The sequence below is a fragment of the Hassallia byssoidea VB512170 genome, from assembly GCF_000817785.2.
GTDB classification, from domain to species: Bacteria; Cyanobacteriota; Cyanobacteriia; order Cyanobacteriales; family Nostocaceae; genus Hassallia; species Hassallia carrinoi.
In genome coordinates this window covers 77,368-100,899 of sequence record NZ_JTCM02000007.1, presented here as the reverse complement: position 1 = coordinate 100,899, position 23,532 = coordinate 77,368, and the positions used below count along the sequence as shown (strand labels likewise).

At 38.7% G+C, this 23,532-nt stretch carries 26 protein-coding genes; 16 read left to right on the top strand and 10 right to left on the bottom strand.

Annotated elements, in window-relative coordinates; genetic code table 11:
- Positions 1–51: 51 nt before the first annotated feature.
- The 6 genes from PI95_RS05785 to PI95_RS05760 all read left to right on the top strand — a co-directional run bounded on the left by PI95_RS05785 (position 52) and on the right by PI95_RS05760 (position 2,757).
- Positions 52–303, top strand: a complete 252-nt coding sequence (locus PI95_RS05785; RefSeq protein WP_039753641.1) for a hypothetical protein — start codon at positions 52–54, stop codon at positions 301–303.
- Complete coding sequence (locus PI95_RS05780; protein ID WP_039753642.1) at positions 300–647, top strand: type II toxin-antitoxin system PemK/MazF family toxin; 348 nt, start codon at positions 300–302, stop codon at positions 645–647. Before PI95_RS05785 ends, PI95_RS05780 begins: the two co-directional genes overlap by 4 nt.
- Positions 648–854: 207 nt before the next feature.
- Positions 855–1,376 (top strand): DUF29 family protein, encoded by a 522-nt coding sequence (locus PI95_RS05775; protein ID WP_039753644.1) that lies wholly within the window; start codon positions 855–857, stop codon positions 1,374–1,376.
- A 109-nt stretch (positions 1,377–1,485) separates the two neighbouring features.
- Positions 1,486–1,803 carry a hypothetical protein gene (locus PI95_RS05770; protein WP_039753645.1) on the top strand — a complete coding sequence of 106 codons (318 nt, stop codon included), beginning with the start codon at positions 1,486–1,488 and terminating at the stop codon, positions 1,801–1,803.
- The gene (locus PI95_RS05765) at positions 1,800–2,165 is read left to right on the top strand and encodes an aspartyl protease (protein ID WP_039753647.1); all 366 of its coding nucleotides are present in this window, start codon (positions 1,800–1,802) and stop codon (positions 2,163–2,165) included. The genes PI95_RS05770 and PI95_RS05765 overlap by 4 nt, the downstream gene beginning before the upstream one ends.
- 106 nt (positions 2,166–2,271) lie before the next feature.
- Complete coding sequence (locus PI95_RS05760) at positions 2,272–2,757, top strand: hypothetical protein (protein ID WP_039753649.1); 486 nt, start codon at positions 2,272–2,274, stop codon at positions 2,755–2,757.
- Between the two features lie 81 nt (positions 2,758–2,838).
- Here PI95_RS05760 and PI95_RS05755 read toward each other — a convergent pair whose 3' ends face one another.
- The 5 genes from PI95_RS05755 to PI95_RS05735 all read right to left on the bottom strand — a co-directional run bounded on the left by PI95_RS05755 (position 2,839) and on the right by PI95_RS05735 (position 8,642).
- Positions 2,839–3,837, bottom strand: coding sequence for a glycosyltransferase family 2 protein (locus PI95_RS05755; RefSeq protein ID WP_039753651.1), 999 nt, complete (start codon positions 3,835–3,837; stop codon positions 2,839–2,841).
- Between the two features lie 106 nt (positions 3,838–3,943).
- Positions 3,944–5,218: an ABC transporter ATP-binding protein gene (locus PI95_RS05750; protein WP_039753653.1), complete on the bottom strand. Its 1,275-nt coding sequence runs from the start codon at positions 5,216–5,218 to the stop codon at positions 3,944–3,946.
- Positions 5,219–5,220: 2 nt separating this feature from the next.
- Complete coding sequence (locus PI95_RS05745) at positions 5,221–6,093, bottom strand: ABC transporter permease (protein WP_039753654.1); 873 nt, start codon at positions 6,091–6,093, stop codon at positions 5,221–5,223.
- 38 nt (positions 6,094–6,131) lie between these two features.
- A complete protein-coding gene (locus tag PI95_RS05740; protein ID WP_039753656.1) occupies positions 6,132–7,190 on the bottom strand; it encodes a glycosyltransferase family 2 protein in 1,059 nt (352 codons plus the stop codon).
- A 141-nt stretch (positions 7,191–7,331) separates the two neighbouring features.
- Complete coding sequence (locus PI95_RS05735; RefSeq protein ID WP_163518640.1) at positions 7,332–8,642, bottom strand: glycosyltransferase; 1,311 nt, start codon at positions 8,640–8,642, stop codon at positions 7,332–7,334.
- A gap of 364 nt (positions 8,643–9,006) precedes the next feature.
- Here PI95_RS05735 and PI95_RS05730 point away from each other — a divergent pair, with 364 nt between their 5' ends.
- From PI95_RS05730 to PI95_RS05720, 3 genes are all read left to right on the top strand, one after another.
- Positions 9,007–10,551 (top strand): NAD(P)/FAD-dependent oxidoreductase, encoded by a 1,545-nt coding sequence (locus PI95_RS05730; protein ID WP_039753657.1) that lies wholly within the window; start codon positions 9,007–9,009, stop codon positions 10,549–10,551.
- Between the two features lie 44 nt (positions 10,552–10,595).
- On the top strand, positions 10,596–11,300 hold the full coding sequence (locus PI95_RS05725) for a hypothetical protein (protein WP_039753658.1): 705 nt from the start codon (positions 10,596–10,598) through the stop codon (positions 11,298–11,300).
- Between the two features lie 214 nt (positions 11,301–11,514).
- Positions 11,515–12,222 carry a hypothetical protein gene (locus PI95_RS05720; RefSeq protein ID WP_039753660.1) on the top strand — a complete coding sequence of 236 codons (708 nt, stop codon included), beginning with the start codon at positions 11,515–11,517 and terminating at the stop codon, positions 12,220–12,222.
- Between the two features lie 156 nt (positions 12,223–12,378).
- Here PI95_RS05720 and PI95_RS05715 read toward each other — a convergent pair whose 3' ends face one another.
- Together PI95_RS05715 and PI95_RS05710 are read right to left on the bottom strand one after the other, a co-directional pair.
- Positions 12,379–12,924, bottom strand: a complete 546-nt coding sequence (locus PI95_RS05715) for a Uma2 family endonuclease (protein WP_039753661.1) — start codon at positions 12,922–12,924, stop codon at positions 12,379–12,381.
- A 35-nt stretch (positions 12,925–12,959) separates the two neighbouring features.
- Complete coding sequence (locus PI95_RS05710; protein WP_039753662.1) at positions 12,960–15,308, bottom strand: ATP-binding protein; 2,349 nt, start codon at positions 15,306–15,308, stop codon at positions 12,960–12,962.
- A gap of 419 nt (positions 15,309–15,727) precedes the next feature.
- On the opposite strand from PI95_RS05710, the gene PI95_RS05705 reads away from it, so the two are divergent.
- The 3 genes from PI95_RS05705 to PI95_RS35625 all read left to right on the top strand — a co-directional run bounded on the left by PI95_RS05705 (position 15,728) and on the right by PI95_RS35625 (position 16,837).
- Positions 15,728–15,991, top strand: a complete 264-nt coding sequence (locus PI95_RS05705) for a hypothetical protein (RefSeq protein WP_039753664.1) — start codon at positions 15,728–15,730, stop codon at positions 15,989–15,991.
- 48 nt (positions 15,992–16,039) lie between these two features.
- Complete coding sequence (locus PI95_RS05700; protein WP_039753665.1) at positions 16,040–16,267, top strand: hypothetical protein; 228 nt, start codon at positions 16,040–16,042, stop codon at positions 16,265–16,267.
- A gap of 240 nt (positions 16,268–16,507) precedes the next feature.
- The gene (locus tag PI95_RS35625) at positions 16,508–16,837 is read left to right on the top strand and encodes a hypothetical protein (protein ID WP_039753667.1); all 330 of its coding nucleotides are present in this window, start codon (positions 16,508–16,510) and stop codon (positions 16,835–16,837) included.
- Between the two features lie 40 nt (positions 16,838–16,877).
- Here PI95_RS35625 and PI95_RS05690 read toward each other — a convergent pair whose 3' ends face one another.
- A complete protein-coding gene (locus PI95_RS05690; protein WP_163518639.1) occupies positions 16,878–17,072 on the bottom strand; it encodes a hypothetical protein in 195 nt (64 codons plus the stop codon).
- A gap of 107 nt (positions 17,073–17,179) precedes the next feature.
- Between PI95_RS05690 and rpmF the strand changes: the two genes are divergently transcribed.
- The 3 genes from rpmF (at position 17,180) to PI95_RS05675 (ending at position 18,493) form a co-directional block, all read left to right on the top strand.
- Complete coding sequence (gene rpmF / locus PI95_RS05685; RefSeq protein ID WP_039753669.1) at positions 17,180–17,356, top strand: 50S ribosomal protein L32; 177 nt, start codon at positions 17,180–17,182, stop codon at positions 17,354–17,356.
- A gap of 332 nt (positions 17,357–17,688) precedes the next feature.
- Positions 17,689–18,285, top strand: a complete 597-nt coding sequence (locus PI95_RS05680) for a sulfite oxidase-like oxidoreductase (protein ID WP_039753671.1) — start codon at positions 17,689–17,691, stop codon at positions 18,283–18,285.
- A 13-nt stretch (positions 18,286–18,298) separates the two neighbouring features.
- On the top strand, positions 18,299–18,493 hold the full coding sequence (locus PI95_RS05675) for a hypothetical protein (protein ID WP_163518638.1): 195 nt from the start codon (positions 18,299–18,301) through the stop codon (positions 18,491–18,493).
- Here the strand turns inward: PI95_RS05675 and PI95_RS05670 are convergent.
- Both PI95_RS05670 and PI95_RS05665 read right to left on the bottom strand, forming a co-directional pair.
- Positions 18,451–19,827: an aldehyde dehydrogenase gene (locus tag PI95_RS05670; RefSeq protein WP_039754239.1), complete on the bottom strand. Its 1,377-nt coding sequence runs from the start codon at positions 19,825–19,827 to the stop codon at positions 18,451–18,453. The two genes, PI95_RS05675 and PI95_RS05670, sit on opposite strands and share 43 nt — an antisense overlap.
- A 120-nt stretch (positions 19,828–19,947) precedes the next feature.
- Positions 19,948–21,042, bottom strand: coding sequence for an ATP-binding response regulator (locus tag PI95_RS05665; RefSeq protein ID WP_039753672.1), 1,095 nt, complete (start codon positions 21,040–21,042; stop codon positions 19,948–19,950).
- Positions 21,043–21,267: 225 nt separating this feature from the next.
- Here PI95_RS05665 and PI95_RS05660 point away from each other — a divergent pair.
- Positions 21,268–23,532, top strand: a 2,265-nt coding sequence (locus tag PI95_RS05660) for an AAA-like domain-containing protein (RefSeq protein ID WP_201280306.1), incomplete at its 3' end; no start/stop codon positions are given.

The window sequence follows — 23,532 nt, the reverse complement described above, 5'->3', positions numbered from 1 at the left end:
TGTTAACTACAATATGTTTATGAAATCGGCTGTTGTTGGCACAAAGGCAATATGATATCACCACATTTACTAGAAATAGAGCGTTCAATCCGTACTTTGTCTTTAGAAGAACAAGAGTGGCTTCTAGAACGTATTAAAAGACAAGTGCAAGAAAAGAAGCTAATAGCATATAAATTTATTGAGAAAAAATATATGGATGAGCAGTTAGCTGCAATGGCTAGCGATTTAGATATACAAAGAGAAATTACTTCTATCAACGATGAATTTACTGTTACTGAAATGGATGGTTTAGAAAAACTGTGAGCATTGAGCGGGGACAAATTTATTTTGTTAATCTTAATCCCGTACAGGGTAGAGAACAGGCAGGAACCCGACCCGTTTTGGTGTTATCTATAGACACTATAAATCAATTACCTTTGGTTGTAACTGTAGTAGTGGGTACAAAAGGAACAAATATTAAGCGCGATTATCCAACAAATGTAAGAGTTTCTCCAAGTGATAGTGGGTTATCTATAGAAACTGTTTTCCTGTGTTTTCAAGTTCGTTCTTTAGACCCAAATCGCTTTCCTGCTGACCCAGGTGGTAAGATGTCAGATATCAAGATGCTGGAAGTAGAAGCTGCGGTTCGCTACTGTTTGGGTTTGTAATGCGTTAGTAACGGGACTTACGCACGCAACAGCCATAAACCCGGTTTATTCGTCCAAATTTAGTTGTAAAACCAACGATTTTTCCTAAAAACCGGGTTTCTTTGGGTAAGTCTTAAGTAATTCAACTTATTGTTATCAACTAGCTTTTATAGGGACTTCCAAGTGTTAAATTTAGATTATCACCGTTAAGTCTTGCAGGTAATACAAATGACACAAGAATTAATCGAACTAAGAAATAGTATCCTGGAAGGAAGATACGCAGATGCTTTAGTAATTCTTGATGAATTAGAGGGCATGAGTAAACAAGCTATTCTGCGTAATATTCAATCTTATTTAAACATTCTGTTGATTCATTTGATAAAAAACCAAATAGAACAGCGATTAACTGGTTCTTGGGTAAATTCTATTCGCAATTCAATCAGAGAAATTAAAAAGTTAAATATCAAAGAGAATAAAACATCTTACTACATCAATAAAGATGAATGGGAAACGTTTATAGAAGAGGAAGTAATTGAAGATGCTATAGCTGATGCAAGTCTGGAAGTTTTTCACGGAAAATATACTCGCTCTCAACTATCAGCAATTCTGGATAGAAAGCAGATTTTAACTACAACAACTAGATTTCTTGCCTTAACATATACTTATTCGGCAAAAGAATTACCAGCGATTATGGATGATTATCTAGCTCAATTAGCTGGTGGGGAAGATTGGATAAATAGGAAAAGTTAAAGAGCGATCGCTTCAATCATAAAGGAAGAAATAAATATCTGCGATCGCCACGCGCAGACAAAGCCAAAATACGCAAAAATTAAAGAATAGACACGCTGATAAAACAACAATGACCGAAGCAAAACCAACGCGCACAGCACGACGAGGAAGAATATTCCCAGAAATTCAGTGGACGGAAGAACAGAAAGCCAAACGACAAGCTGAACGTGAGGCATTTTATCAACGCTGCAAACCGATTTTTGACAAGGTTCAACCAGAGTTAATTAAAACTCACTACAACTGGTACATAACTGTTGAACCGAATAGTGGAGATTATTTCATTGATAAAGATGAAATTGCGGTTATGAATATGTGTCGTCAAAAGCACCCTAACGCTCCTTTTTATCTCTTCCAGATTAATGAGACTGGGGTATCTGGAACAATATGATTGAGGGCTGGTTTGGTGAAAGAGATGAGTTGTTTTTCGAGATTGAACTGATTGCTGGTGATGAATTAGAACTGCCAATTGATGTAATGCTAGATACAGGCTTCTCTGGCTGGCTGGTAATTGATGAACAAGACTTACAAGGACTTGATTGGACTCGTGTTGGTGAACGAGATATGCGAATGGCAAGAGGAGAAGTTAAATTTGATATCTATGCTGGAAAAGTCCGAATTGATGAAAATGAATTTGACATTCCTGTTCATGTAGGACAAGGGGTGTCAGAAGTTTTACTTAGTCGTCAGTGGTTAAAAACTCGTCATTTGTTAGTAGATATGCCTTTAGGAGTGTTAACCTTAGGAAATTAATTGTACTATGCCTAGCTTTCCTTGAGTCAGGTAGCTATTTTTCAAACAAGGCTTGTCAATATCAAACTGAACATCGATAATCTAAAGTGATATGAGGAGTCGGAAAATGAAGCATCTTCCGTATTTAGTGTCAGTAGTTCTGGCTAGTTCATTTGTGAGTTTTGCCCAACCAGCACAAGCTCAAGTAGCTTATGGTAGCTATGTCGGTGTCGGTCCGACTGTTGGTCTTTCAGACGGTGGTCAAATTGGGGGAGTTCTTGCTTTCCGCTACAAGCTTCTAGAAACTCCTGTTTCTTTTCGCGCACAAGCTTTAGTTGGTCAAAGCACAGCGGTTGTGCCCACAGTTTCTTACGATTTGCCCCTAAACTGGCAAACTGACGCTTATTTGGGTGCTGGTTTGGTGCTGGCAGGTGGTGATACACCTTCACCTGTGGGTAATAAAATCAGCTTTGCTTTGCAACCGGGAGTTGATTACGTCGTACCGAATAGTAACACGGTGATTTTTGGTAATGCGATCATTGCCTTTGATGCTTACCGCGATGGTGGGGGTACTGCTCTTTCCGTGCAGGGTGGTGTCGGTTTAAGATTTTAAATAGGAAAAATACGTAAGTAATTACATTCCCAAGTTTTTCAGAAACGTGGGATTTTTGCTTGACATAAGTTCGTGATTGTGCTATGGTGTGACACCAAATTTGCCTTTTGTGTCAAAAAGGCGATCGCTAATTGAATTGACAATTCTTCTGACAAAGAAGATACGACAGGCAATTCTTTCGGCTCTCCGAAAGCCACAAATATTTTGAGCAAATTTATAAACTGCCTTTGTACTATTTCCCTTAAAATCAGGAAAGATAGTTAAAGCTTTTTCTAAATATCGTAAGTATTGTGAATAGTCAAAAAACAAAGATTCTCGAGCCAAATCGAAATAAGATTTAGCTAAAGCATAGCGATACTTCAGAGAAAGTTTTTTCAAGTTTAATAGCTTTTTTTCTGCCTTTTCTAATACTAAATAGTGGCTTTTTACCCATAAACTTACAGACCAACTAGAAACTGTTACATTACCGTATCGTCTATAAACTGAATAGCAACCTGGTTGATATACAACTTTGGCATCATTGATTACCACTGAGATGAAAAAATCTCTATCTTGGGCAGCCAGGAAACTTTCATCCCATCCACCACTATTTATTACTGCGCTTCTTTTATAAAGTAAAGAAGCAACAGCTGTCCACCAATTTGTTAGTAATGACTCTAAAATGTCTACTTGCGCTTTAGAAACCTGTATTTTATCCAAAAAACTTCTTCCATTATAATGATGTTGATGTCTCCAATCACCATAAACAACATCTGCGCCGGTTTCCTCTAAAAAACGAACTTGCCTTTCTATTTTTTCCGGCAAAATATAGTCATCCGCATCTAAATACTGAATATAGTCTCCTCTTGATAAAACAAAAGCTCTATTTCTCGCATGATTTCCTCCTTGATGAGGCAGACTTTCCCAGATAATTTTATTTCCATAACTTTTGATAATCTCTAAAGACTTGTCAGTTGAGCCATCATCAATTACAATGATTTCGATGTTTGGATAAGTTTGTCGTAAACAGCTATCAATTGCTTCTGCGATCCATCTTTCTGCATTAAAGCAGGGTATTATTACTGAAACAAGTTTTTCCATTTTTATTTACTTCAATGTAATAAAACAACTAGCTTTCACAACCATTACAGTCATGTCGGTTACTCGTTAAAGTGCTATATGTAGAATTACCCTGGAAACTTGAATTTTATGCATTATCTACCTTCCTGACAACTTGCCATTTACGTGGTTGATAAAATAAACATCGACTGATAGTTTTGTTTGTTTTTACAGTGAATCTAAAAGAATCAACAATATCAAAAGAGTAAACACCTTTTCTAATGTAGATTTTGGCACTGTATACACCAGGAATTAAAGAACAGTAAGGCATATACATTTGGATTTCTGATTTTCCTGGAGGTATAGTTAGTTCTTCATTGTCACTACTGGATGTTAAATATAAAACCAGACCATTTTCTCCTGATAGCGCTGTCACTAAAAGACCGAGATTTGCATTTTTCACCTCCTTATAAGCTTTGCATTCGACGCATAAATAAGCAGACTCACCAGAAAGCAGCGTGTCTATTGCTTTTTGTTGTTCATCTTTAAAACTAAGAGAAACAATATCTAAACCTAAACTTTCTTTTTCTGGCTTTTCAGGTAAAACCATTTTACCTAAAGCATTTTCTGTGCCAATTAGACACAAGTCTTCTTCATATTTACGAATTACGGCTTCAGTACTTCCAAAAGCGATTAACTTACCCTTAGAAAGATATACGGAAGATTCACAAATATTTAATACGCTATGAGAGTTATGAGAAACTAATATAAAAGCTGTACCTTTTTCTCGCATTTTAGATAACTGGCGATGACATTTCATTTTAAATTTAATATCACCTACGGCAAGCACTTCATCGATTAGTAAAATATCTGGTTCTATATGAACTGCACAAGCAAATCCCAGTCTTGCAGCCATACCAGAACTATAAGTTTGTACCGGCGCATCAATCGCATCGGCAATTTCGGCAAAATCTATCACATCTTTAAATCTCTCTTCGATTTCTTTAGTTGATAGACCGAGAATTGACATATTTGCATATATATTTTCTCGACCGGTGAGAATAGGATTAAACCCGGCTCCTAATGCAATTAATGGTGCTACTTTTCCCCTAACTTTCACACAGCCACTATCAGGTTTTATCAAACCGCTAATTATTCTCAGTAGCGTACTTTTACCGGCTCCATTTGAACCTACTAAGCCTAGTGCTTCTCCCCGTCGCAGTTGAAAGCTGAGATTATTCAGTGCCCAAAATTCTTTTGGACGAAGAGTTTCACTTTTTCTATTTGCTCCTACTAACTCAGTGGCAATATCTTGAACGCCATATAATAAAGACCGTTTTAAATCTCTACAAAACTTTTTAGAAAGGTTTTCAACCGAAATAACTACATCAGTATCTTTGGTTTGTTCTAGAAAATTAGTCATTTTTAAGAACTCACTCTTTCAACCACATAAGGCATAGCTAGACGAAATCCAATCCAAGTTAACAGCAAACCAACTATAGTAATTACACTTACTATCCAAAATCGCCAAGGATCTGATACTACTCCTGTAGTGGCTAACTCTCGCGCTGTTACTAATAAAGGTGTAACGGGATTTAGCTTTACTAAAAACCCAAAAGTTCCAGCGCTGGGAATTGGATAAACTACGGGAGTTAAAAACAACCAAAAGCCTGTAAATAAAGTTAACGCTTTAGATACATCTTGATATAAAACACCGAATGGAGCTAATAAAATACCGATAAATGTCCCTAATAAAACTAAATGAATTAATGCCACTGGAGTTAAAATTACTGTCCAGCTTACGGAAACGCGAAACCAAATAAACAACGCTACGATTAAAATCAGCTTGATAGCAAAGTTAAAAAAAACTTCGCCTATCTTTGCCAAAATCAATGCTTCTCTAGGAAAGTTGACTCTTGCTAACATTGGTTTTGCGACTGTCACTGCTTGTATTGGACCGTTTAAAGCTTCGACAAAAGTTTGCCACAATGCAGTGCTGAACATGACATAAGCTGGATAGGGTAAATCAGTTTTGCCAACATTAATTACATTGGCATTACTAGCAAGAGTAAATCCAGTTGCCATGAAAATTGGCGGTAAAAAAGCCCAAATTATTCCTAAAAATGATTGCCGATATTGAGCGCTGATATCCCGCATCATTAAGCGTCGAGCAAGTTCGCGAGAAGCTAACAAATCTCGCCACATTTGTTGGAATAATTTTAAAGGATGTTTGAGCAGACTTTCGGGTGTATAAATAACCTCAGATAGCTGAGATTTAAGGGTATTATTTGGCTTCAAGATTTCTCACCTCTTGCGGTAAAGAATGCACATATACGTTATCTTTGCGAAGCCGCGATCGCCGACTTTACAGGCTGTGATGATTGATTTTGCAGACTTTGGAGATGTTTGCGGGCGTAGCGATCGCTTAAATAACGGTTTAGCGCACGATCCAACTTCATTAACAAGCTCTCAGCGCGGTAAATTCTCCGTCCAAAAACACTTTTAATTAAAGGAGCAATAATTGTATCACGCCGTCTTCTTCCTAAAGTGTCGTACCTTTTTTGAAAGTACTCGTCTTCAGTTAAATTCCATTTGTCGCGTAAATGTTTGAGGCTAGACAATTCCCACGCATCGCTCCAACGCAACATGTAAAAGTGTAAATCTGTCCACTTTAAAGGTGGTCCCGGTACGTATGTAATCAAAGATTCGGGTTCTAAATAAATCGAACCACCGGCTTCGGTAACAAGCATACACAAATCTACGTGTTCTTTGGTATTCATTAATTTTTCATCTAACACGCCGATTTGCTTGAATATTTCTGTACGTACAATCATGCAGTGAAACTCTGCAAGCCCAGTTTTTTGCCGTTGCAATTGAGGAAGAATATCCTCAACCATTCGTCCTTGTTTATATATTTTTTCTATTATTTTGCGTCTGGTTTTATCGCCTTTTATTTCCACTTTTACCCCAGATTCTCCACCCGCACAATGCACTTCTGAATGTAGTGGGAGGTTCTGACAAATTAAGGGACTAACTACGGTAGCTTTGGTTTCTTCTGCACAATTTACTAACGCTTTTAACCAGCCTGGAGTAACTATTACGTCGTTATCCATGAATACAACATATTTGCTGTTGACTTGACGCAAGCCTAAATTTCTAGCGCGGTTGGGGGAAAGGTAGTAATCGGTACGAATCAGTTTAAATTGTTTTTCTTGCGCTTGTTCTTCGAGATGACGCTGGATATCAGATGGTGAATTCCCATCTACATAAATTAATTTGAATGGATATTCTGTATTTTGGTAAATGCTTTCTAAAGATTCACGAGTGTAGCTAAAACGCTCTCTCGGAGCAACAATAATTGTAACTTCTGGTTCGGCAATTGCGGGTATATTCATTTTGAAATCCTCGTGAAAGCAATTAAATCAGGTTTTGGTTAAAAGGAGTTATGTAGAATGCACTTATTTAAGTTGATGAGATATTTTACCTTTTTCGACATGGGATTAGCATCTTCCTTTAGTACAATAAAATCAGAAATATTATGTTCTATTAATTCGGGAATACCAGCTTGTAGAGTTCCTATAACTGGCAAACCTATTGCGATCGCTTGTTTGTTGTGAATTATTTTTCGCTACTAGTTCATAAATTTCTACTAATTCATCATTAAGCTTGTTGATATCGTAGTGCTTTTCTACATAAGCACGACCAGATGAACCCATTTTTTCCCAAATTTCTGGATGCTGAATGAAATAGCTTAATTTTTCAGATATAGCATCAACATCTCTTTCTGGGACAAGAAAACCAGAAATTCCATCTTTTACCAATTCTGGAATACCACCGTGTAGAGTTCCTATCACTGGCAAACCCATTGCCATTGCCTCTTTTAATGTGTTGACGGGTGCATCTTGGTTTCCATCTTCAGCGGTTACGCTTGGAGCGATAAATAGATGGGTTTTATCTAAAATTTCAATAATTTCTTTTTGATTTTTCCAACCAAGTAAATTGACTTGCTTGGTAACACTCAGTTCTTCAATAAGCTGCTGTAAGTGTTCTTTCAAATATCCATCGCCGATAATATTATATTCAATTGGATGAATATTTGCTAGTTTGGCGACGGCGCGAATACTGTATTCTATACCTTTTTTTTCGACAAGTCTACCCGTTGTGGCTATGCGAATTTTGCCGTCGGGGTGGGGATATCGTGTTTTAAATGTAAATTTATTGCAATCTATTCCCGAACCATGTACGACTATTTTTTTTTCATCACAACCAAGTTTAATGGCTCGTTGTCTGAAAAATTCGCAGTTTGCCAGAAAAAAATCTCCTTTGGCAAATAATTCTTTGTAAACGTCTTTGCCGCGCTCTTTTACATACGAACTGATATCGTAACCACGAAATGAAGTAATTAACTTTCCTTTGATGGCACCAATATCACGGTAAATCATTCCATCAATTCCGTACATCCCAAATTGGCAATGAATAATATCGTATGCTTCGGTGTTTAATAAGGGTACGATCGCATACAATAACCTCAGAGAAGCGGCTCGTTTGCCATATTTGAAAATGTTAAGCGATCGCATCAACACTAAAGGAGCTTTCAAAAAATGCCTAAATACTAATTCTAGACCTTTTATAAAGCGCCACAAATAATTTTCGGGAACATGCGGGTAATAATGAGTGTGTTTTAGTAAGTCATATTTTTCTACATCAGGATGCACTTTATCAATATCATCTGTTGGATAACTATAAATATCAACTTTGTGTCCACGCGAAATCAAACCTGTAATTTGATTGAGGATGAACGTCTCTGATAAAACTGGAAAATACTTGACTATAAAGGCGATTTTCATAGAAAAAATTTACAATCTCCTACATTGTTAACTTTTTTTAAGATAATATTTTTTCCGGATGAAAAAACACTTTTTAGGATACCTTTATAATTTCTTTAAATAAACAAACTTAATTAAAAGCTTATTTGAAGAGATTAAATTTATTTGAAGGTAATAATCACCTTCAAAGGCTTATATAGATGGCTGATTGATTCGATCAAATATTATTTTTGTAGATGAAATTATATTATTTTCATATTTTATTACACAAGTCAAGTACCATCGGACGGGTAATTATTTAATTGTCAAGGAAGAAAAATTAATGAAGTAGAATCAGGCAAAGATACGATTAAAAGTAGTAACTTTGCAGGATTTTACTTTTATTATGTCTTTAACTGAAGAGATACTTTCACAATTACCGGGTGATGTTTTGGTCCGATTGCGTCGGAGCGATCGTACTTTGGCATCCCTGAGGGAAAACAACGCATCCATACCAACAATAGTCAAAGAAAGTCAGCAGTCTTTGGGTGCTGTGGATTGGGATGTTGTTATCTGCGGTGGCACTTTAGGCATTTTAATAGGTTGCGCTTTAGCTTTGAAAGGCTTGCGGGTAGCGTTGATTGAGCGCTTTATTTTGCGTGGTAGAGAGCAAGAGTGGAATATTTCTCGCAAAGAGTTAGAAGTATTTTTGGAATTAAATTTGCTGACAGAAGAGGAATTAAATCAGGCGATCGCAACCGAATACAATCCAGCGCGAGTCAGCTTTCAAGGTGGTACAGAAGTTTGGGTAGAAAATGTACTGAATATCGGTGTAGACCCAGTATATCTACTGAATACCTTAAAAGAGCGATTTCTTGCCGCTGGCGGTAAATTGTTTGAAAACACGCCATTTACAGAAGCTGTAGTTCATCCAGATGGTGTGATGGTTGCTGGCAGCAAGTTCAAAACCAGATTGTTAATTGACGCGATGGGACATCTTTCTCCCATCACGCAGCAAGCACGACAAGGAAAAAAACCAGATGCTTTGTGTCTGGTTGTGGGAAGTTGCGCTCAAGGATTTCCGGAAAATGATTCTGGGGACTTGTTGTTATCATTCACATCCTTGCAGAATCAATGTCAGTATTTCTGGGAAGCTTTTCCGGCAAAAGATGGCAGAACCACTTACATGTTTACCTACATGGATGCACATCCACAACGCTTGAGTTTAGAAGCTCTTTTTGAGGATTATCTTCGCTTGATGCCAGAATATCAGGGTGTGGCATTGAGTCAGCTGAAGTTGCAAAGAGCGCTGTTTGGCTTCTTTCCCACTTATCGTCAAAGTCCTCTAAAAACTTGTTGGAATCGCATTCTACCAGTGGGAGATAGCAGCGGTAATCAATCCCCATTAAGTTTTGGTGGTTTTGGGGCAATGGTGCGTCATTTAAAGCGTTTAACATTTGGCATTCATGAAGCGCTGGAAACAAATCAATTATCTGCAAAGTCGCTTTCCATACTACAACCATATCAGCCAAGTTTAACTGTAACTTGGCTATTTCAAAAGGCGATGAGTGCAGGTGTAAATCAAAAAATTGCCCCCGATCAAATTAATCAATTACTCTCGGCGGTATTTCAAGAAATGCAACAGTTAGGTGAACCTGTACTTAAGCCTTTTTTGCAAGATGTGGTGCAGTTTCCGGCATTAACGCAAACACTTTTAAAAACGGGTTTGGCGCATCCGGGATTGATTGCCAAAGTCATACCGCAAGTAGGTTTAACAAGTTTGCTAGATTGGACGGTGCATTATGGCAATTTAGGTATTTATTCTGTTTTCTTTCGGCTAAGTCCAATGCTAGAACCGTGGGTAAAAAGTTTGCCAAGCGAACAGCAATATTACTGGCATCGTTTGATTGATGCTTGGAAATATGGTTCTGGTGGTGACTATTCTGATTGATAATTTGAGAAAAATTCAACTTCAACAACGTTTGTGAGAATAATATGATAGAACGGCAATCTCAAGGGATAAAATACTTTGCGGTACTAATTGGTTTATTGCGCGATCGCCAAGCATTTCTAGAAGAAATTCGCGAAGGAACGAGATTACCAAGTAAAATCATTTCTCTACTAGTTTGCAGTTCGATATTTATTGCGATTTATGGCGGAATTATCGGTGCATATCATAGTTGGATGCAAGCTTTATCTTCCGCTGTCAAATTGCCATCTCTCTATTTAATCACGTTGCTGATTTGTCTGCCGACGTTGTATTTTTCTAATGTTATTTTTGGCTCAAGGCGGAATTTTCCTCAGCATTTTGCATTGGTGCTAACTGCGGTTTCAATAACAAGTGTGTTGTTATTCAGTTTTGCACCAATCACGCTGTTTTTCTTGATAACTACTAATAATTACCAATTTTTAATTTTGTTAAATGTAGTTATCTTTGCTTTAACTGGATTTATTGGAATTTCTTCTTTATATCAAGCAACCAGCTTGGTTTTAGAACAAGATAATCAAGGTAGCAATACCCGCAAGAAAATCTTACAGTTTTGGTTATTACTTTATGCTTTCGTAGGTAGTCAGTTAGGATGGACTCTCAGACCATTTTTCGGCACACCTGATTCTCCTTTTCAACTGTTTCGAGAAAGGGAAGGTAATTTTTATTTGAGTATTATTCAAGCTATTGGCTACCTTTTAGGATTTCGTTAGTGGATAGTGGATAGTGGATAGTGGATAGTTGTTAGTGGATAGTGGTTAGTAGATAGCAATGCTCGAACCAACAACCAACAACCAACAACCAACAACCAATAACCAACAACCAACAACCAACAACCAACAACCAACAACCAACAACTAACAACTAACAACCAACAAATAACAACTCACAACTAACAACTCACAAATAACAACCAACAAAATTAATATGCTTCATAAGCAATCTCGTCAAATAAAGCACTTTGCTGTTCTGATTAGTTTATTGCGCGATCGCCAAAATTTTCTCGAAGAAATTCGTCAGGGAACGGGATTACAAAGTAAGACTACTTCTTTGTTTGTTTCTAGTTCTATTTTCTTTGCCATATATGGGGGAATTATTGGTGCATCTCATAGTTGGGCACAAGCGTTATCTGGTGCGATTAAATTACCAGCGTTTTACTTATTAACGCTCATCATTTGTTTTCCAACTTTGTTCTTTTTTAATGTTTTGTTTGGTTCCCGTAGCAGTATTCAACAGCATTTTGTAGTATTGCTCACAGCTGTGTCAGTGATTAGTGTTTTGTTATTTAGCTTGGCACCAGTTACGCTGTTTTTTATGATTACTGCACCAGATTCTTATCAATTTTTCAAGCTATTGAATGTGTTAGTTTTTGGCATCACAGGTGCATTTGGGGTTAAATTCCTTTATGAAGGAATGCAGTTACTTTCTCAACAAGATGAGGTAGGAAAACGAACCCGCACGACTATTTTAAGATCCTGGCTATTTCTTTATGCTTTTGTGGGGATGCAGTTAGGATGGTTTCTCAGACCATTTTTTGGGGCACCTGGAACTAAATTTGAGTTGTTTCGGGCAGTGCAAGGTAACTTTTATCTTGATATTGTAGCAGCGATGTCAGAGATTTTCGGGTATCGTTAGTTAGGAGTTAGGAGTTAGGAGTTAGGAGTTGGGAGTGGAAAGTGGGGAGTGGGGAGTTAGGAGTTAGGAGTTAGGAGTTGTCAATTTAACTACTCACTCATCACTCTTAACTCCTAACTTTTTTTGCTCATCACTCTTAACTCCTAACTTTTTAAATTAGCCCAATAATTCATCAACTGATACATTGAAACCTTTTAATATAGTTTGAGTGCTGACAATTTCACTATCAGTAAACACAAGTCGCTGATTTTTGGTAATCGTAATTATCCAACGATTTTCGGGAAACACTAACCAAACTTCTTCGCATCCAGACTGCAAATATTCTTGAGATTTAGCAATTACATCTTCAGCCAAATCTGTAGGAGAAACTATCTCAGCAATTAGTGGAAAACTTTGAGGTAAAACAGCAGGTTCACCAAACTGGGTAATTAGTTCTGGTGTGAGATAAGCAACATCAGGAACACGTCCTTCTTTGTTGGTGCGACAAGGTACTTCTGTATACACTTCTCCCCCTTGTCCGCTAGACTCTTTGTAATTTATCCAATAAGAGCCTAGTTTTAACTGTATCCGACTATGTTTAAGTGTCACTCCGTTTTTCTCCACTAATTGCCCATCCACCCATTCTGTATTCTCAGGGGGATTTTGCATCCAGTCTTCTAAGGAAAATGTTGATACATTTGTAAGAATTGTAGAAGTTACCATTAATATCTATTCTCCTTTGACAGCGGTTACTAAAATTATGGCTGATTATTTATGAAAGCATCCAGAGCTGTTTGTACTTTATCAATTTGTTTGGGTGCTTGCATTTCGTGAAAAAGAGCGATCGCACTCTCAAAATTTTCTATACTTTGGTTAACTTCACCTTTTTTGTGATTAGTTAATGCTAATTGATAATAAGCTTCAGCTAAATCACATTTTGCGCCTATTTTGTCAAGTATTTTTATTGATTCTAAATGATGCAAAAGGGATTTATCAAATTCTTGCTGTTCTCGATAAAGTTCCCCTAAACAACTTATCGCTTTCGCTTTCACCTGAGCAAAGTGATTTTCTTCAGCATATAATATCGCTCTTTCACATAACTCGAAAGATTTTGGGATATTTCCTAAATTTTTATAAGTGAAACATAAAAATAATAAGTTATATCCAGTTCCCCAAGCTGTCAATTTAGTTGTAGACATGGCTGTTTCCACCTTTTCAGCTAGGGAAAAAGCCTCTTCTGTTAGCTCTAAACATGAGTTGACGAAAGCCAGACAACATTCTGAATAAACGATATACTCATATGAAGTTTCAGTTTGTTCTACAATCGAGCAAACCGAATTGAAAAATAATTTAGCTTCTTCAAGCTCCCATAACTCCATTTTGCAGAGTCCTATATTAAACAAGGGAGATATTTTCAGGATGTTAAGTTCAAATTCTTCTACAATTATCCTTGACTCTTCATGACATTCTAAAGCTGTGGAAAGTCTCCCAATTAATCGATAACTATAACCGAGAATATTGTAAAGCCTACTACGTTGATCGTGACAGCTAATATTGTCAATTATCTGCGTTATTACAGAAATTATTTTTTGAATTAAACCTAATTGATAAAATGAACTGCCTAAAGGTAAAGTAATTTTTTGTTTATTATCTCTTCTGTAGAGAATCACACCACCTGCTTGTTCAAAATCATTAATTTCAATAAAGTGATAAAAAGCCTCTAAAGCGCTTAAGGCATCAGTTGTATTTTCGACTTCTGTAATTATCTGCGTCCAAAAGTCTGCGGCTTTGCGATTGACTAATTCCCATTCTTCACTTATTAATCTAAGTCTACCAATCGCTTCATCTCTAATTACTGGGTGCAGCCAATATTGTCCTTTTTTAGCTTCTATCAACGATAAATCTTGCAAGGCTTTAATCACACGTCTGCGTTGTTCAGGTACATCCCAAAGCAAACAGAAAATTCCCTCGATAGGTACTGAAGGAATATCTTGATAGCGATAGCATCCCAAACGACACAAAAGACGATAAGCTTCTAAATCTATTTGTTGTAATCGATTAAATTGGCTAGCAACTAAATCTTTTAACTCTCTTTCGATTAGCAAATCTGTAGAGTTTTCTTGCCAATATGCATCTATATCACCTTGAAAATCTGTGAATATTGCTCCTCTGAGAATTTGCATTGCTTTGGCATTACCTCCATAAGCTCTGCACATTTCATTCAGGACGGTTGAATTACAATTTATGTTACGACTGCTGAAAAATTGTTGCCATACCTGCTCATCTAAACCTTCTAATGAGTAAAGATGAACTTCTAGACTCGACTCACGCAGACGCTCACGACTTGTGACTAAAGTAACTGAATGCACATCCGAATCGCTTAATACTCTTAATAGTTCCACATAAGGGCGACGAGATTCTAAAAACTTACCATTTTTCTCAAGGGCAGTTTCCAAATTGTCAATAAATACACCAATTTTCCGAGATTGATTTCGCAGCTTTCGTCGCAGTCGCTCTAAGTTTATCCCAAAATCTCTTCCTGGTTCTTCATTAAAATCTCGCCGCAACCATTCTTCAACTACACTCTCTACAGGGGTGAGGTTTTGGATTTCTGTTGCCATCCACAGTTCTAAAACAAAGTCGAAATTTTGCGCTTTGAAATACTTACGAGCTAGAGTTGTTTTGCCTACACCACCTTCCGCTTGGATGAGAATCACTTTCGCACCACTGTTGATGATGTTGTGGAGTTCAGCTATTTCGCGATCGCGTCCCAAAAAGTTAGAATCAATACTTGATCTAACGCCATTTGTCAATTCAATACTTGCGCTGTTGTTGTCATACTGCTGTTTCCATCGTTCCACCGCGCTTTGAAAGCTTCCCTTTGTGATTTTTTCTCCCAATACCTCTGAGAGTAACTGCCAAAGTGCCGCTCCAACTTCTTTTAAATATACAGACGAGTATGCACAACTCTTGGCAATGTCATCATACGTCTTTCGCCGATCCTGCCATAAATCAGAAAATATAATCCTTTGGGGTTGTTCTAAGTGTCTCCCTGTTTTTACAAACACCAATCTGTCGGCAAATTCTAAAGCTTCTTCCGCACCCATTGGTTATTGAAGTTGAAGTATCGTTTTTTCTTTCAATGTAGCGTGATTTTTCCTACTTTTTCCAACTTATTTCCACAGAACCTACTTTTTCCCACAAATTTCGTAAGTGAAAGTACCCACTTCATCCGGCTGACAAGCTATAAATTATTCAATACACTTTGTAGTATGAAAGATAAAGTTTACTACCCAGCTTTAAAGGGCACAATCTCCAGAAATGCTCAGAGTTAATTTGGTGAGGAGATATTTTTTATAACTCTGATACTGCGGTGAAAGAAGGAGTGTTAGTAATTGTGCCAACAGTACATATATAAATGACTAATTAAAGCTGTGTTATCTAAAACTACCTGAGGTATTTACTGACTCAATTGAGGAAAACGTCCGAACATTTACTAGCTAACTCTTAATTACGGGGTTAAATTATGTTCCAAAAAGACTGTCCTCACGATTGCGAAAGCAATCATTGTCCTTTTGCCCAAGACACGCATAATCCTAACAGATATGTCTGCCTGAAATGCGGTTTTGATAGAGAAATAGATCGGAATCGATTTAGTTTTGGTTCATTTTTGCTGCTTATTTTCACCATGCTGGTAATAGTATCGCTGTTAGCTAATGATGGTAAGCAAAATAAAAAATCAGTGCCAGAAAAGCCAAAGCAACCTTTTTTATCATCGATCATCTTGTAAACGCGATTCAGCTTTTTTTAATCAGCAACATAATGTGAGTGCATAACTATGACTACGAATCAATATACGCCTTTAATGAGATTGGTTTCCAAAATTCTCAAGTATTTCTTGTTGGTAATGTTAGGTTTTGCGATCGCCTACATTTTATCAACAGCTTTTAACGCCTTACCTATTGCCCAAATACTACTACCTTTCGTAGTAACTTGGTTTCAAAAGTTAGGAATTATCCTGTTGTGCTTGTTAGCAGCAGCAGTAATTATTGAATCTTGGCGTTAAAAATTGAGGAAGTAGGGAATGGGGGAAATCTCCCTATCTCCCTATCTCCCTATCTTCTTGTTGTTGATATCTCATATCCCCGACTTCGTAAAAGTTGTCGGGGATATGAACAGCGTATTTTAATTTATGTTAAATTCCTCATTTCTTCACTTCAGCTGTATGCTAAGGTTAATTAAATTATCTAAAAATAGATTAAATATAAATAAATTCTTAAGATGTTGACATTATCCCAACAAATTAATGCTCGATTTCAACACCATAACTGAGTTATCCCGCGCCAACTGCGCGACTATTTGTGCATTTCTCGTGCCAGCCAACTTACTTGCAACATCCTCAACAATCATTCTGGCAGCACTACGCCGCCCAACACATCAAGTATGGCAAGCGTGTACAATTGCCACGTTTTTCGCTGTAGTGATGATATTGCATGTCTATACTTGGTTCATGATCGGCGTCGTCATGGCTCCTACTTATATCCTCATGTGGCTAGCAATCACCTGTTTGCTGTCTAATTTCGGAGCGATTTTGCTGCAAAGACACATGCCTAAGATCCTCAGCTTCGGAAGATAAAGCGCAAAAACACGCCCTCACGCCCTCACGCCCTCAGGCTTCAGCCTGGACGCCAGGTGCGTGACTGTCGGGCATTGCCGGACGCCAGATGCCTCAAGTCGGGAAACCCTTTCGGCAATCGCTCATGGGGGAGACCCCCAAGACCGCGTTGCCTCACCACGGCACTGGCTCCCCAACGCACTGGCTCGGCTATACTAACAAAGCCTGCCTCCGCAGGCTTCGTTTTTGTAGCCATACCCTAGAAGGGTATGGAGCAGAATATTTGTGAAAATCAATTACTAACTGATTGACAATTGATGGCTTAGAATAAAAAGGTTGTCAAAAATTGCGATATCTGCTGTCATGGCTGTTCCTAAGAAGAAAACATCGAAGTCCAAAAGAGATAAACGCCGAGCTACCTGGAGGCACAAAGCTGTAATTGAAGCTCAGAAAGCTCTCTCTTTAGGCAAGTCGATTTTGTCTGGACGTTCTACATTTGTCTATCCAACTGCTGAAGAAGAGGAAGAAGAGGAATCATAATTTACTCTTGAATAGGTAGTTAGAAAAGTTAATCAGGAATTGGGAATTGGTAATAGGTAATTGGGAATTGGTAAAATCCATCACCCATCACTCATTACCCATTACCCATTACCCATTATCTATTACCGATGACCGATGACCAAGGCATAAATAATCATATAAAGATTAATTAAGTAAATGAGTGTAAGATAAACGCTTTTAAATGTAGTGAGCGGCTCTAGCCCTCAAAATCTTTGCTATGAGCGGTAAACCGCTCACTACGAATTAGGAGTACATTTTATATTTAATTACGCTCACCTACTTATCTTCCGAAAACTTATTTTTCTTCAATTATGCTAGGTAAATTTTTTCAGAAACCACAAAAAGAAGAAAGCGATCGCGTTCCTCAAGGACAATATTTAACTAAAGGCTTCCCTGTCTTAACTTACGGTGCAACGCCGAAAATTAACATAGATGAATGGAAATTTAAAGTTTGGGGTTTGGCAAAACCCCAAACTTTTACTTGGTCTGATTTTATGGCATTACCCCAACATCAATTCACAGCAGATTTTCACTGTGTAACACGTTGGTCAAAACTCGATGTCAAGTGGACTGGGATTAAAGTTACAGATTTTATGAAGCTGATTGAGGTAGACCCGAAAGCGGCTCACATTATGGAACACAGCTACGGTGGCTACACTACTAATATTGCAATGGAAGATTTTGTGCGCGAAGAAAACTTCTTTGCTTTTAAAGTATTTGATGAAGATTTGCAAACAGAACATGGTGGTCCAATGCGGTTAGTTGTTCCCCATCTTTACGCTTGGAAAAGTGCTAAATGGATTAATGGTTTAGAATTTTTAGAGCGCGAAGAACTCGGTTTTTGGGAACGTAATGGTTATCACCGTCGTGGTGAACCTTGGGCTGAAGAACGTTATAGCAGCTTTTAATGGGGAATGGGGAATGGGGAATGGGGGAGAAGGGAGACAAGGGAGACAAGGGAGACAAGGAAGCAGGGGAAGCAGGGAAAGCTTTCTTGAGAAATATTTCTTCTTTCTTGCCCTTTACCCTTTACCCCTCAACAAAATTACCTATTACCAATTCCCAATTCTCAATTACCCAAGAATTCGCTTTAGTAAGGATAATTTACCTTTGTAGGGAGGGTACAGCCATTTAACGTCTAGCAGGAAAGGCTTGTGTAAGACGCTTTTGTAATGGGAGAATGTGTCAAAACTAGCTTTACCGTGATAGCTACCAATACCGCTTTCACCTACACCACCAAATGGTAAAGATGAGACACCAAATTGTATTATTGTGTGGTTGATGCAAACTCCTCCGGATGAAGTTTGCTGACATACTTGCTTTTGCAGGTTTTTGTTTTGGGAAAATAAATATAAAGCTAGGGGTTTTGGTCGAGAATTAATTAAGGCGATCGCTTCACCAATATCTGTGTATTCAATCACAGGCAAAATCGGTCCAAAAATTTCCTCCTGCATCACTGCATCTGCTGAGGAAACTTTATCAATCACCGTTGGGGCAATATAAGATTCTGAAGAATTACTTTCTCCACCAACTATAATTTTACCATCTTTTAATAAGTTAACCAACCTGTCAAAGTGTTTTTGATTAATAATTCTGGCATAATCAGGACTTGTTGCCGGATTATCACCATAAAATTCTTTCAAGCATTTTTGGATGCCAGCTAACAAATTATCTTTGATTTTTTTATCAACTAAAAGATAATCAGGTGCAATACAAGTTTGTCCTGCGTTGAGAAATTTACCCCAAGTAATACGTCTGGCAGTTTGTTCAAGATTGATGTCATCATCGACAATGCAAGGACTTTTACCGCCTAATTCTAAAGTAACTGGTGTGAGGTGTTTTGCAGCAGCTTCCATGACTATTTTACCGACTGCTGTACCCCCAGTGAAAAAGATGTGGTCAAACTTTTCTGCTAATAGTTGTTGACTTGTTTCCACACCTCCTTCTAACACTGTAATATAAGCCGGATCGAAAGATTTGCTAATGATTTCTGTTAAAACACGAGAGGTATGAGGTGCGAGTTCTGAAGGTTTGAGAATTGCACAGTTGCCGGCAGCGATCGCACCCACTAATGGGGATATAATCAACTGCAATGGATAGTTCCAAGGACTAATAATTAAAACCACTCCCAGCGGTTCGGGATAAATTCGTGCCGATGCAGGGAAAAAGTCAAGGGAAACTGGTGCTTTCTTAGGCTGAGTCCAATTTTTAATATCTTTTATTGCAGAATCAATTTCCTTATATACTAAAACTTCTGTAGCATAAGCTTCAAATTCTGGTTTCTTTAAATCGGCTTGCAGTGCTTCGAGAATAAGTTGTGTATGCTCAATTACTGCTTGTTTGAGAGTTTTTAATTGGGCAAGGCGAAAATCAATACTTTTGGTTTCTCCTGTTTGAAAAAAGTCACGTTGTTTGCGGATAATATCAGGGATGGATAAGTTAGTATGCATGTTTTTTTCTAACATTCAAAATGTTTGAGTTTATTTGGAAACGCAGAGTGGCGCTGAGGTATACGCAAAGGTGCGCGGAGTATGAGTTAGAGTTATTTGGATTTGGTAAAAATTGGGATACTACGTTTTAATATGCGTTGATTTGACGGGTAAATTAACAATAAATACACTACCTTTACCGAATTCGGAATTGACTCGAATTGTTCCTTCATGTGCTTCGACGATTCGACGAGAAAGATAAAGTCCTAAACCACTACCAGAACTTTTGTGGCTTCCTTGGCGAAATCGTTCAAATAAGGTGGTTTGTTCTTGGGGGGGAATACCTGAACCTGTATCTGCTACTTCAATGGTAACAATTTCAGCTTGAGAAGTTAAGCGGATGGTAATTGAGCCGGTGTCGGTAAATTTGATAGCATTGCCTACAAGGTTGGTGAATAAGCGATGTAGTTCTAAGCGATCGCCTATCATTTTACTGGTTAACTCTTCTGTCAAATCCAGATTTATACAAAGTGATTTGGCTTGCGCTAAAGGTGTTAGTTCTCCTGCAACTTCTTCTAATAACGATCGCAGATTAATTGGTTGAAATGCCAAGGTTTTGCGACCGGCTTCAAAGCGGTAAACTTCTAATAAGGTATTCACCATTGCTAGCAGGTTGGTATTGCTGCGAGCCATGATAACAATAACTTCCTCCATTTGTGCCGATAGATTTCCTAAAGCACCTTGCTGAAACAGCATGAGTATTCGATCTGCTGCTACTAAAGGGGTGCGTAAGTCGTGGGTGAGACGGGAGACAAAATCTTCTCGCTGTTTTGCTATTTCGTCACGTTCGTCTATGCTGTGTTTGAGTCGCAGAAGCGATCGCACTCGTGCTAATAATTCATCCACGGTTACAGGTTTGCGGATAAAATCATCAGCACCCAAATCTAATCCTTGAGCAACATTCGGTGCGTCATGTGCCGTAATCAGCAGAATCGGAATATATGGCAATTGCGTATTGCCACGCACACGGTTTGTAACTTCGTAACCATCCATTCCCGGCATCATCAAATCTAGCAATACCAAGTCACAACCAGATGTTTCAATTTCTGCTAACGCTGAAGCACCATTTTCTGCCGTGCTAACTGTGTAGCCTTCTTCCTCCAAAATGCTTTTGATTAAAAATATGTTATCAGGAGAATCGTCTACAACGAGAATTTTGTCAGATTGCGAACTCATATCAAAGCAATATATACGTAAATTTTAATTACAAGGTTAATTAGGTAGGCAGTCCGAGCGATCGCTATTTTACTTTTAATTATGGTTATATAAATAGTTGCATCGGGCGATTTTAATCGTCGGGACAGATGCCGCTTTATTGATATCATTATTAAATTTAAACCTCCCCCCCTTGTCCTCCCCCTCCCCCTTGTCCTCCCCCTCCCCCCCTCTCCCCCTCCCCTAATGAAACCACCCCACCCAAAGTATGAATATCAAGTTGGGGGAAGTCTACCGGCTGATGCTCCCACTTACGTGACGCGGCAGGCTGATGATGATTTATACATCGGCTTGAAGGAGGCGGAGTTTTGCTATGTGTTGAACTCGCGGCAAATGGGAAAATCCAGCTTGCGGGTGCGAACTATGGAACGCTTGCAGGGTGAGGGAATTGCTTGTGCGGCGATTGATATTACCGCGATTGGAACTTGGGATATCACACCTGAGCAATGGTATGCGGGGGTGATTGATAGTATAGTTGGTAGTTTGTATTTATACGATAGATTTGATTTAGATAGCTGGTGGGAGAGTCACGGTTTACTTTCTCCGGTGCAGCGATTCGGCAAGTTTATCGAAGATGTTTTGTTGGTGGAGATTTCTGGACAAATTGTCATTTTTGTGGATGAAATCGATAGCATCCTGAGTTTGAGTTTTTCGATAGACGATTTTTTTGCTTTAATTAGAAGTTGCTATAACTTGCGTGCTGATAATCCAGAGTATAAGCGGATTACTTTCACGCTGTTTGGGGTAGCGACACCTTCAGATTTGATTGCGGATAAAAAGCGGACACCGTTTAATATTGGTAGAGCGATCGCACTGACTGGTTTTCAATTCGCTGAAGCAGCACCATTAGCTGAAGGGTTTGTGGGCAAGGTGAGTAATCCGCAAGCAGTGCTGCGAGAGATTTTAACTTGGACTGGTGGACAACCGTTTCTCACCCAGAAGGTTTGTAAATTAGTCCGTAGTGACGCGATTAATCGCGTCTTCTCCGTCGAATCCCAAATTGAAGAGTTAGTCCGATCGCGCATTATCAGAAATTGGGAATCGCAGGATGAACCAGAGCATTTGCGGACGATACGCGATCGCTTGTTGCAAAATCAGCAGCGTGCTGGGCGTTTGCTGGGATTATATCAGCAAATATTGCAACACGGTGAAGTTGCGGGGGATGACAGTTCAGAGCAAATGGAATTGCGGCTTTCCGGGTTGGTTGTGAAGCAGCAGGCATTAAGAGTTTCTAACCGCATTTACGCAGCGGTTTTTAATCAAAGTTGGGTCGATCAAGCATTTGCCAAACTGCGTCCCTATGCACAAGCGTTAACAGCGTGGTTTGATTCTGATTGTCAGGATGAATCGCGTTTGTTGCGGGGGCAAACATTGCGAGATGCTCAGACATGGACTGTGGGCAAAAGTTTAAGCGATCGCGATTATCAATTTTTAGCTGCAAGTCAGCAGTTAGACCGGCAAGAAGTGCAAATTGCCTTGGATGCGGAAATACAAGCGAAGCAAATATTAGCAGAAGCACAACAGAAAGCAGAAATCGCTTTAGAAGAAGAGAGACAAGCGAATCAGCGTTTAGCGCAAGCGCAACAAAAAACACGACGACAAACTTATATTGGGGCTGCTATTTTGGGAGTGACACTGCTGGGAGCGGTAGGAGTAGCAGCACTGGTAGAACAAGCTAGACAAAGGGCTTTTAGTATTAGTGAAGTGGAACAACAAGGCAGCTATGCTTTAGAACAGTTTAAATCGAATGAATATGAAAGTGTTCAAAGTTTAGTCATGGCAATGCAAGCTGGGCAAACTCTCAAGAAGTTGGTGAAAGAAAAGCCCTCGATTGTCGATTACCCTGCTTTGAGTCCCATATTGAGCATCCAAGAGATTTTAGCGGAGATTCAAGAAACAAATACCTTGGAGGGACATTCCTCATCTGTATATAGCGTCGCATTTAGCAGTGATGGCAAAACAGTTGCTTCTGGAAGTGACGACAACACGATCAAAATCTGGGACAGGAGCACCGGCAAAGTAATTCGCACTTTAACTGGACATTCCTCAACTGTATATAGCGTCGCATTTAGCAGTGATGGCAAAACAGTTGCTTCTGGAAGTGACGACAAGACGATCAAAATCTGGGACAGCAGCACCGGCAAACTAATTCGCACCCTAACTGGACATTCCTCATATGTATTTAGCGTCGCATTTAGCAGTGATGGCAAAACTATTGCTTCTGGAAGTGACGACAAGACGATCAAAATCTGGGACAGCAGCACCGGCAAACTAATTCGCACCTTAACTGGACATTCCTCATATGTATTTAGCGTCGCATTTAGCAGTGATGGCAAAATTGTTTCTGGAAGTGCTGACAAGACGATCAAAATCTGGGACAGCAGCACTGGCAAACTAATTCGTACCCTAACTGGACATTCCTTACCTGTAAGTAGCGTTGCATTTAGCAGT

Coding starts and splice junctions, on each gene's coding strand:
- PI95_RS05720 (WP_039753660.1), top strand. CDS start 11,515: ATGCTTCATAAGCAATCTCGTCAAATAAAGCACTTTGCTGTTCTGATT.
- PI95_RS05740 (WP_039753656.1), bottom strand. CDS start 7,190: ATGAATATACCCGCAATTGCCGAACCAGAAGTTACAATTATTGTTGCT.
- PI95_RS05765 (WP_039753647.1), top strand. CDS start 1,800: ATGATTGAGGGCTGGTTTGGTGAAAGAGATGAGTTGTTTTTCGAGATT.
- PI95_RS05770 (WP_039753645.1), top strand. CDS start 1,486: ATGACCGAAGCAAAACCAACGCGCACAGCACGACGAGGAAGAATATTC.
- PI95_RS05715 (WP_039753661.1), bottom strand. CDS start 12,924: ATGGTAACTTCTACAATTCTTACAAATGTATCAACATTTTCCTTAGAA.
- PI95_RS05710 (WP_039753662.1), bottom strand. CDS start 15,308: ATGGGTGCGGAAGAAGCTTTAGAATTTGCCGACAGATTGGTGTTTGTA.
- PI95_RS05680 (WP_039753671.1), top strand. CDS start 17,689: ATGCTAGGTAAATTTTTTCAGAAACCACAAAAAGAAGAAAGCGATCGC.
- PI95_RS05760 (WP_039753649.1), top strand. CDS start 2,272: ATGAAGCATCTTCCGTATTTAGTGTCAGTAGTTCTGGCTAGTTCATTT.
- PI95_RS35625 (WP_039753667.1), top strand. CDS start 16,508: ATGCTCGATTTCAACACCATAACTGAGTTATCCCGCGCCAACTGCGCG.
- PI95_RS05730 (WP_039753657.1), top strand. CDS start 9,007: ATGTCTTTAACTGAAGAGATACTTTCACAATTACCGGGTGATGTTTTG.
- PI95_RS05665 (WP_039753672.1), bottom strand. CDS start 21,042: ATGAGTTCGCAATCTGACAAAATTCTCGTTGTAGACGATTCTCCTGAT.
- rpmF (WP_039753669.1), top strand. CDS start 17,180: ATGGCTGTTCCTAAGAAGAAAACATCGAAGTCCAAAAGAGATAAACGC.
- PI95_RS05735 (WP_163518640.1), bottom strand. CDS start 8,642: ATGAAAATCGCCTTTATAGTCAAGTATTTTCCAGTTTTATCAGAGACG.
- PI95_RS05750 (WP_039753653.1), bottom strand. CDS start 5,218: ATGACTAATTTTCTAGAACAAACCAAAGATACTGATGTAGTTATTTCG.
- PI95_RS05690 (WP_163518639.1), bottom strand. CDS start 17,072: ATGGCTACAAAAACGAAGCCTGCGGAGGCAGGCTTTGTTAGTATAGCC.
- PI95_RS05785 (WP_039753641.1), top strand. CDS start 52: ATGATATCACCACATTTACTAGAAATAGAGCGTTCAATCCGTACTTTG.
- PI95_RS05775 (WP_039753644.1), top strand. CDS start 855: ATGACACAAGAATTAATCGAACTAAGAAATAGTATCCTGGAAGGAAGA.
- PI95_RS05675 (WP_163518638.1), top strand. CDS start 18,299: ATGGGGAATGGGGGAGAAGGGAGACAAGGGAGACAAGGGAGACAAGGA.
- PI95_RS05755 (WP_039753651.1), bottom strand. CDS start 3,837: ATGGAAAAACTTGTTTCAGTAATAATACCCTGCTTTAATGCAGAAAGA.
- PI95_RS05700 (WP_039753665.1), top strand. CDS start 16,040: ATGACTACGAATCAATATACGCCTTTAATGAGATTGGTTTCCAAAATT.
- PI95_RS05725 (WP_039753658.1), top strand. CDS start 10,596: ATGATAGAACGGCAATCTCAAGGGATAAAATACTTTGCGGTACTAATT.
- PI95_RS05670 (WP_039754239.1), bottom strand. CDS start 19,827: ATGCATACTAACTTATCCATCCCTGATATTATCCGCAAACAACGTGAC.
- PI95_RS05705 (WP_039753664.1), top strand. CDS start 15,728: ATGTTCCAAAAAGACTGTCCTCACGATTGCGAAAGCAATCATTGTCCT.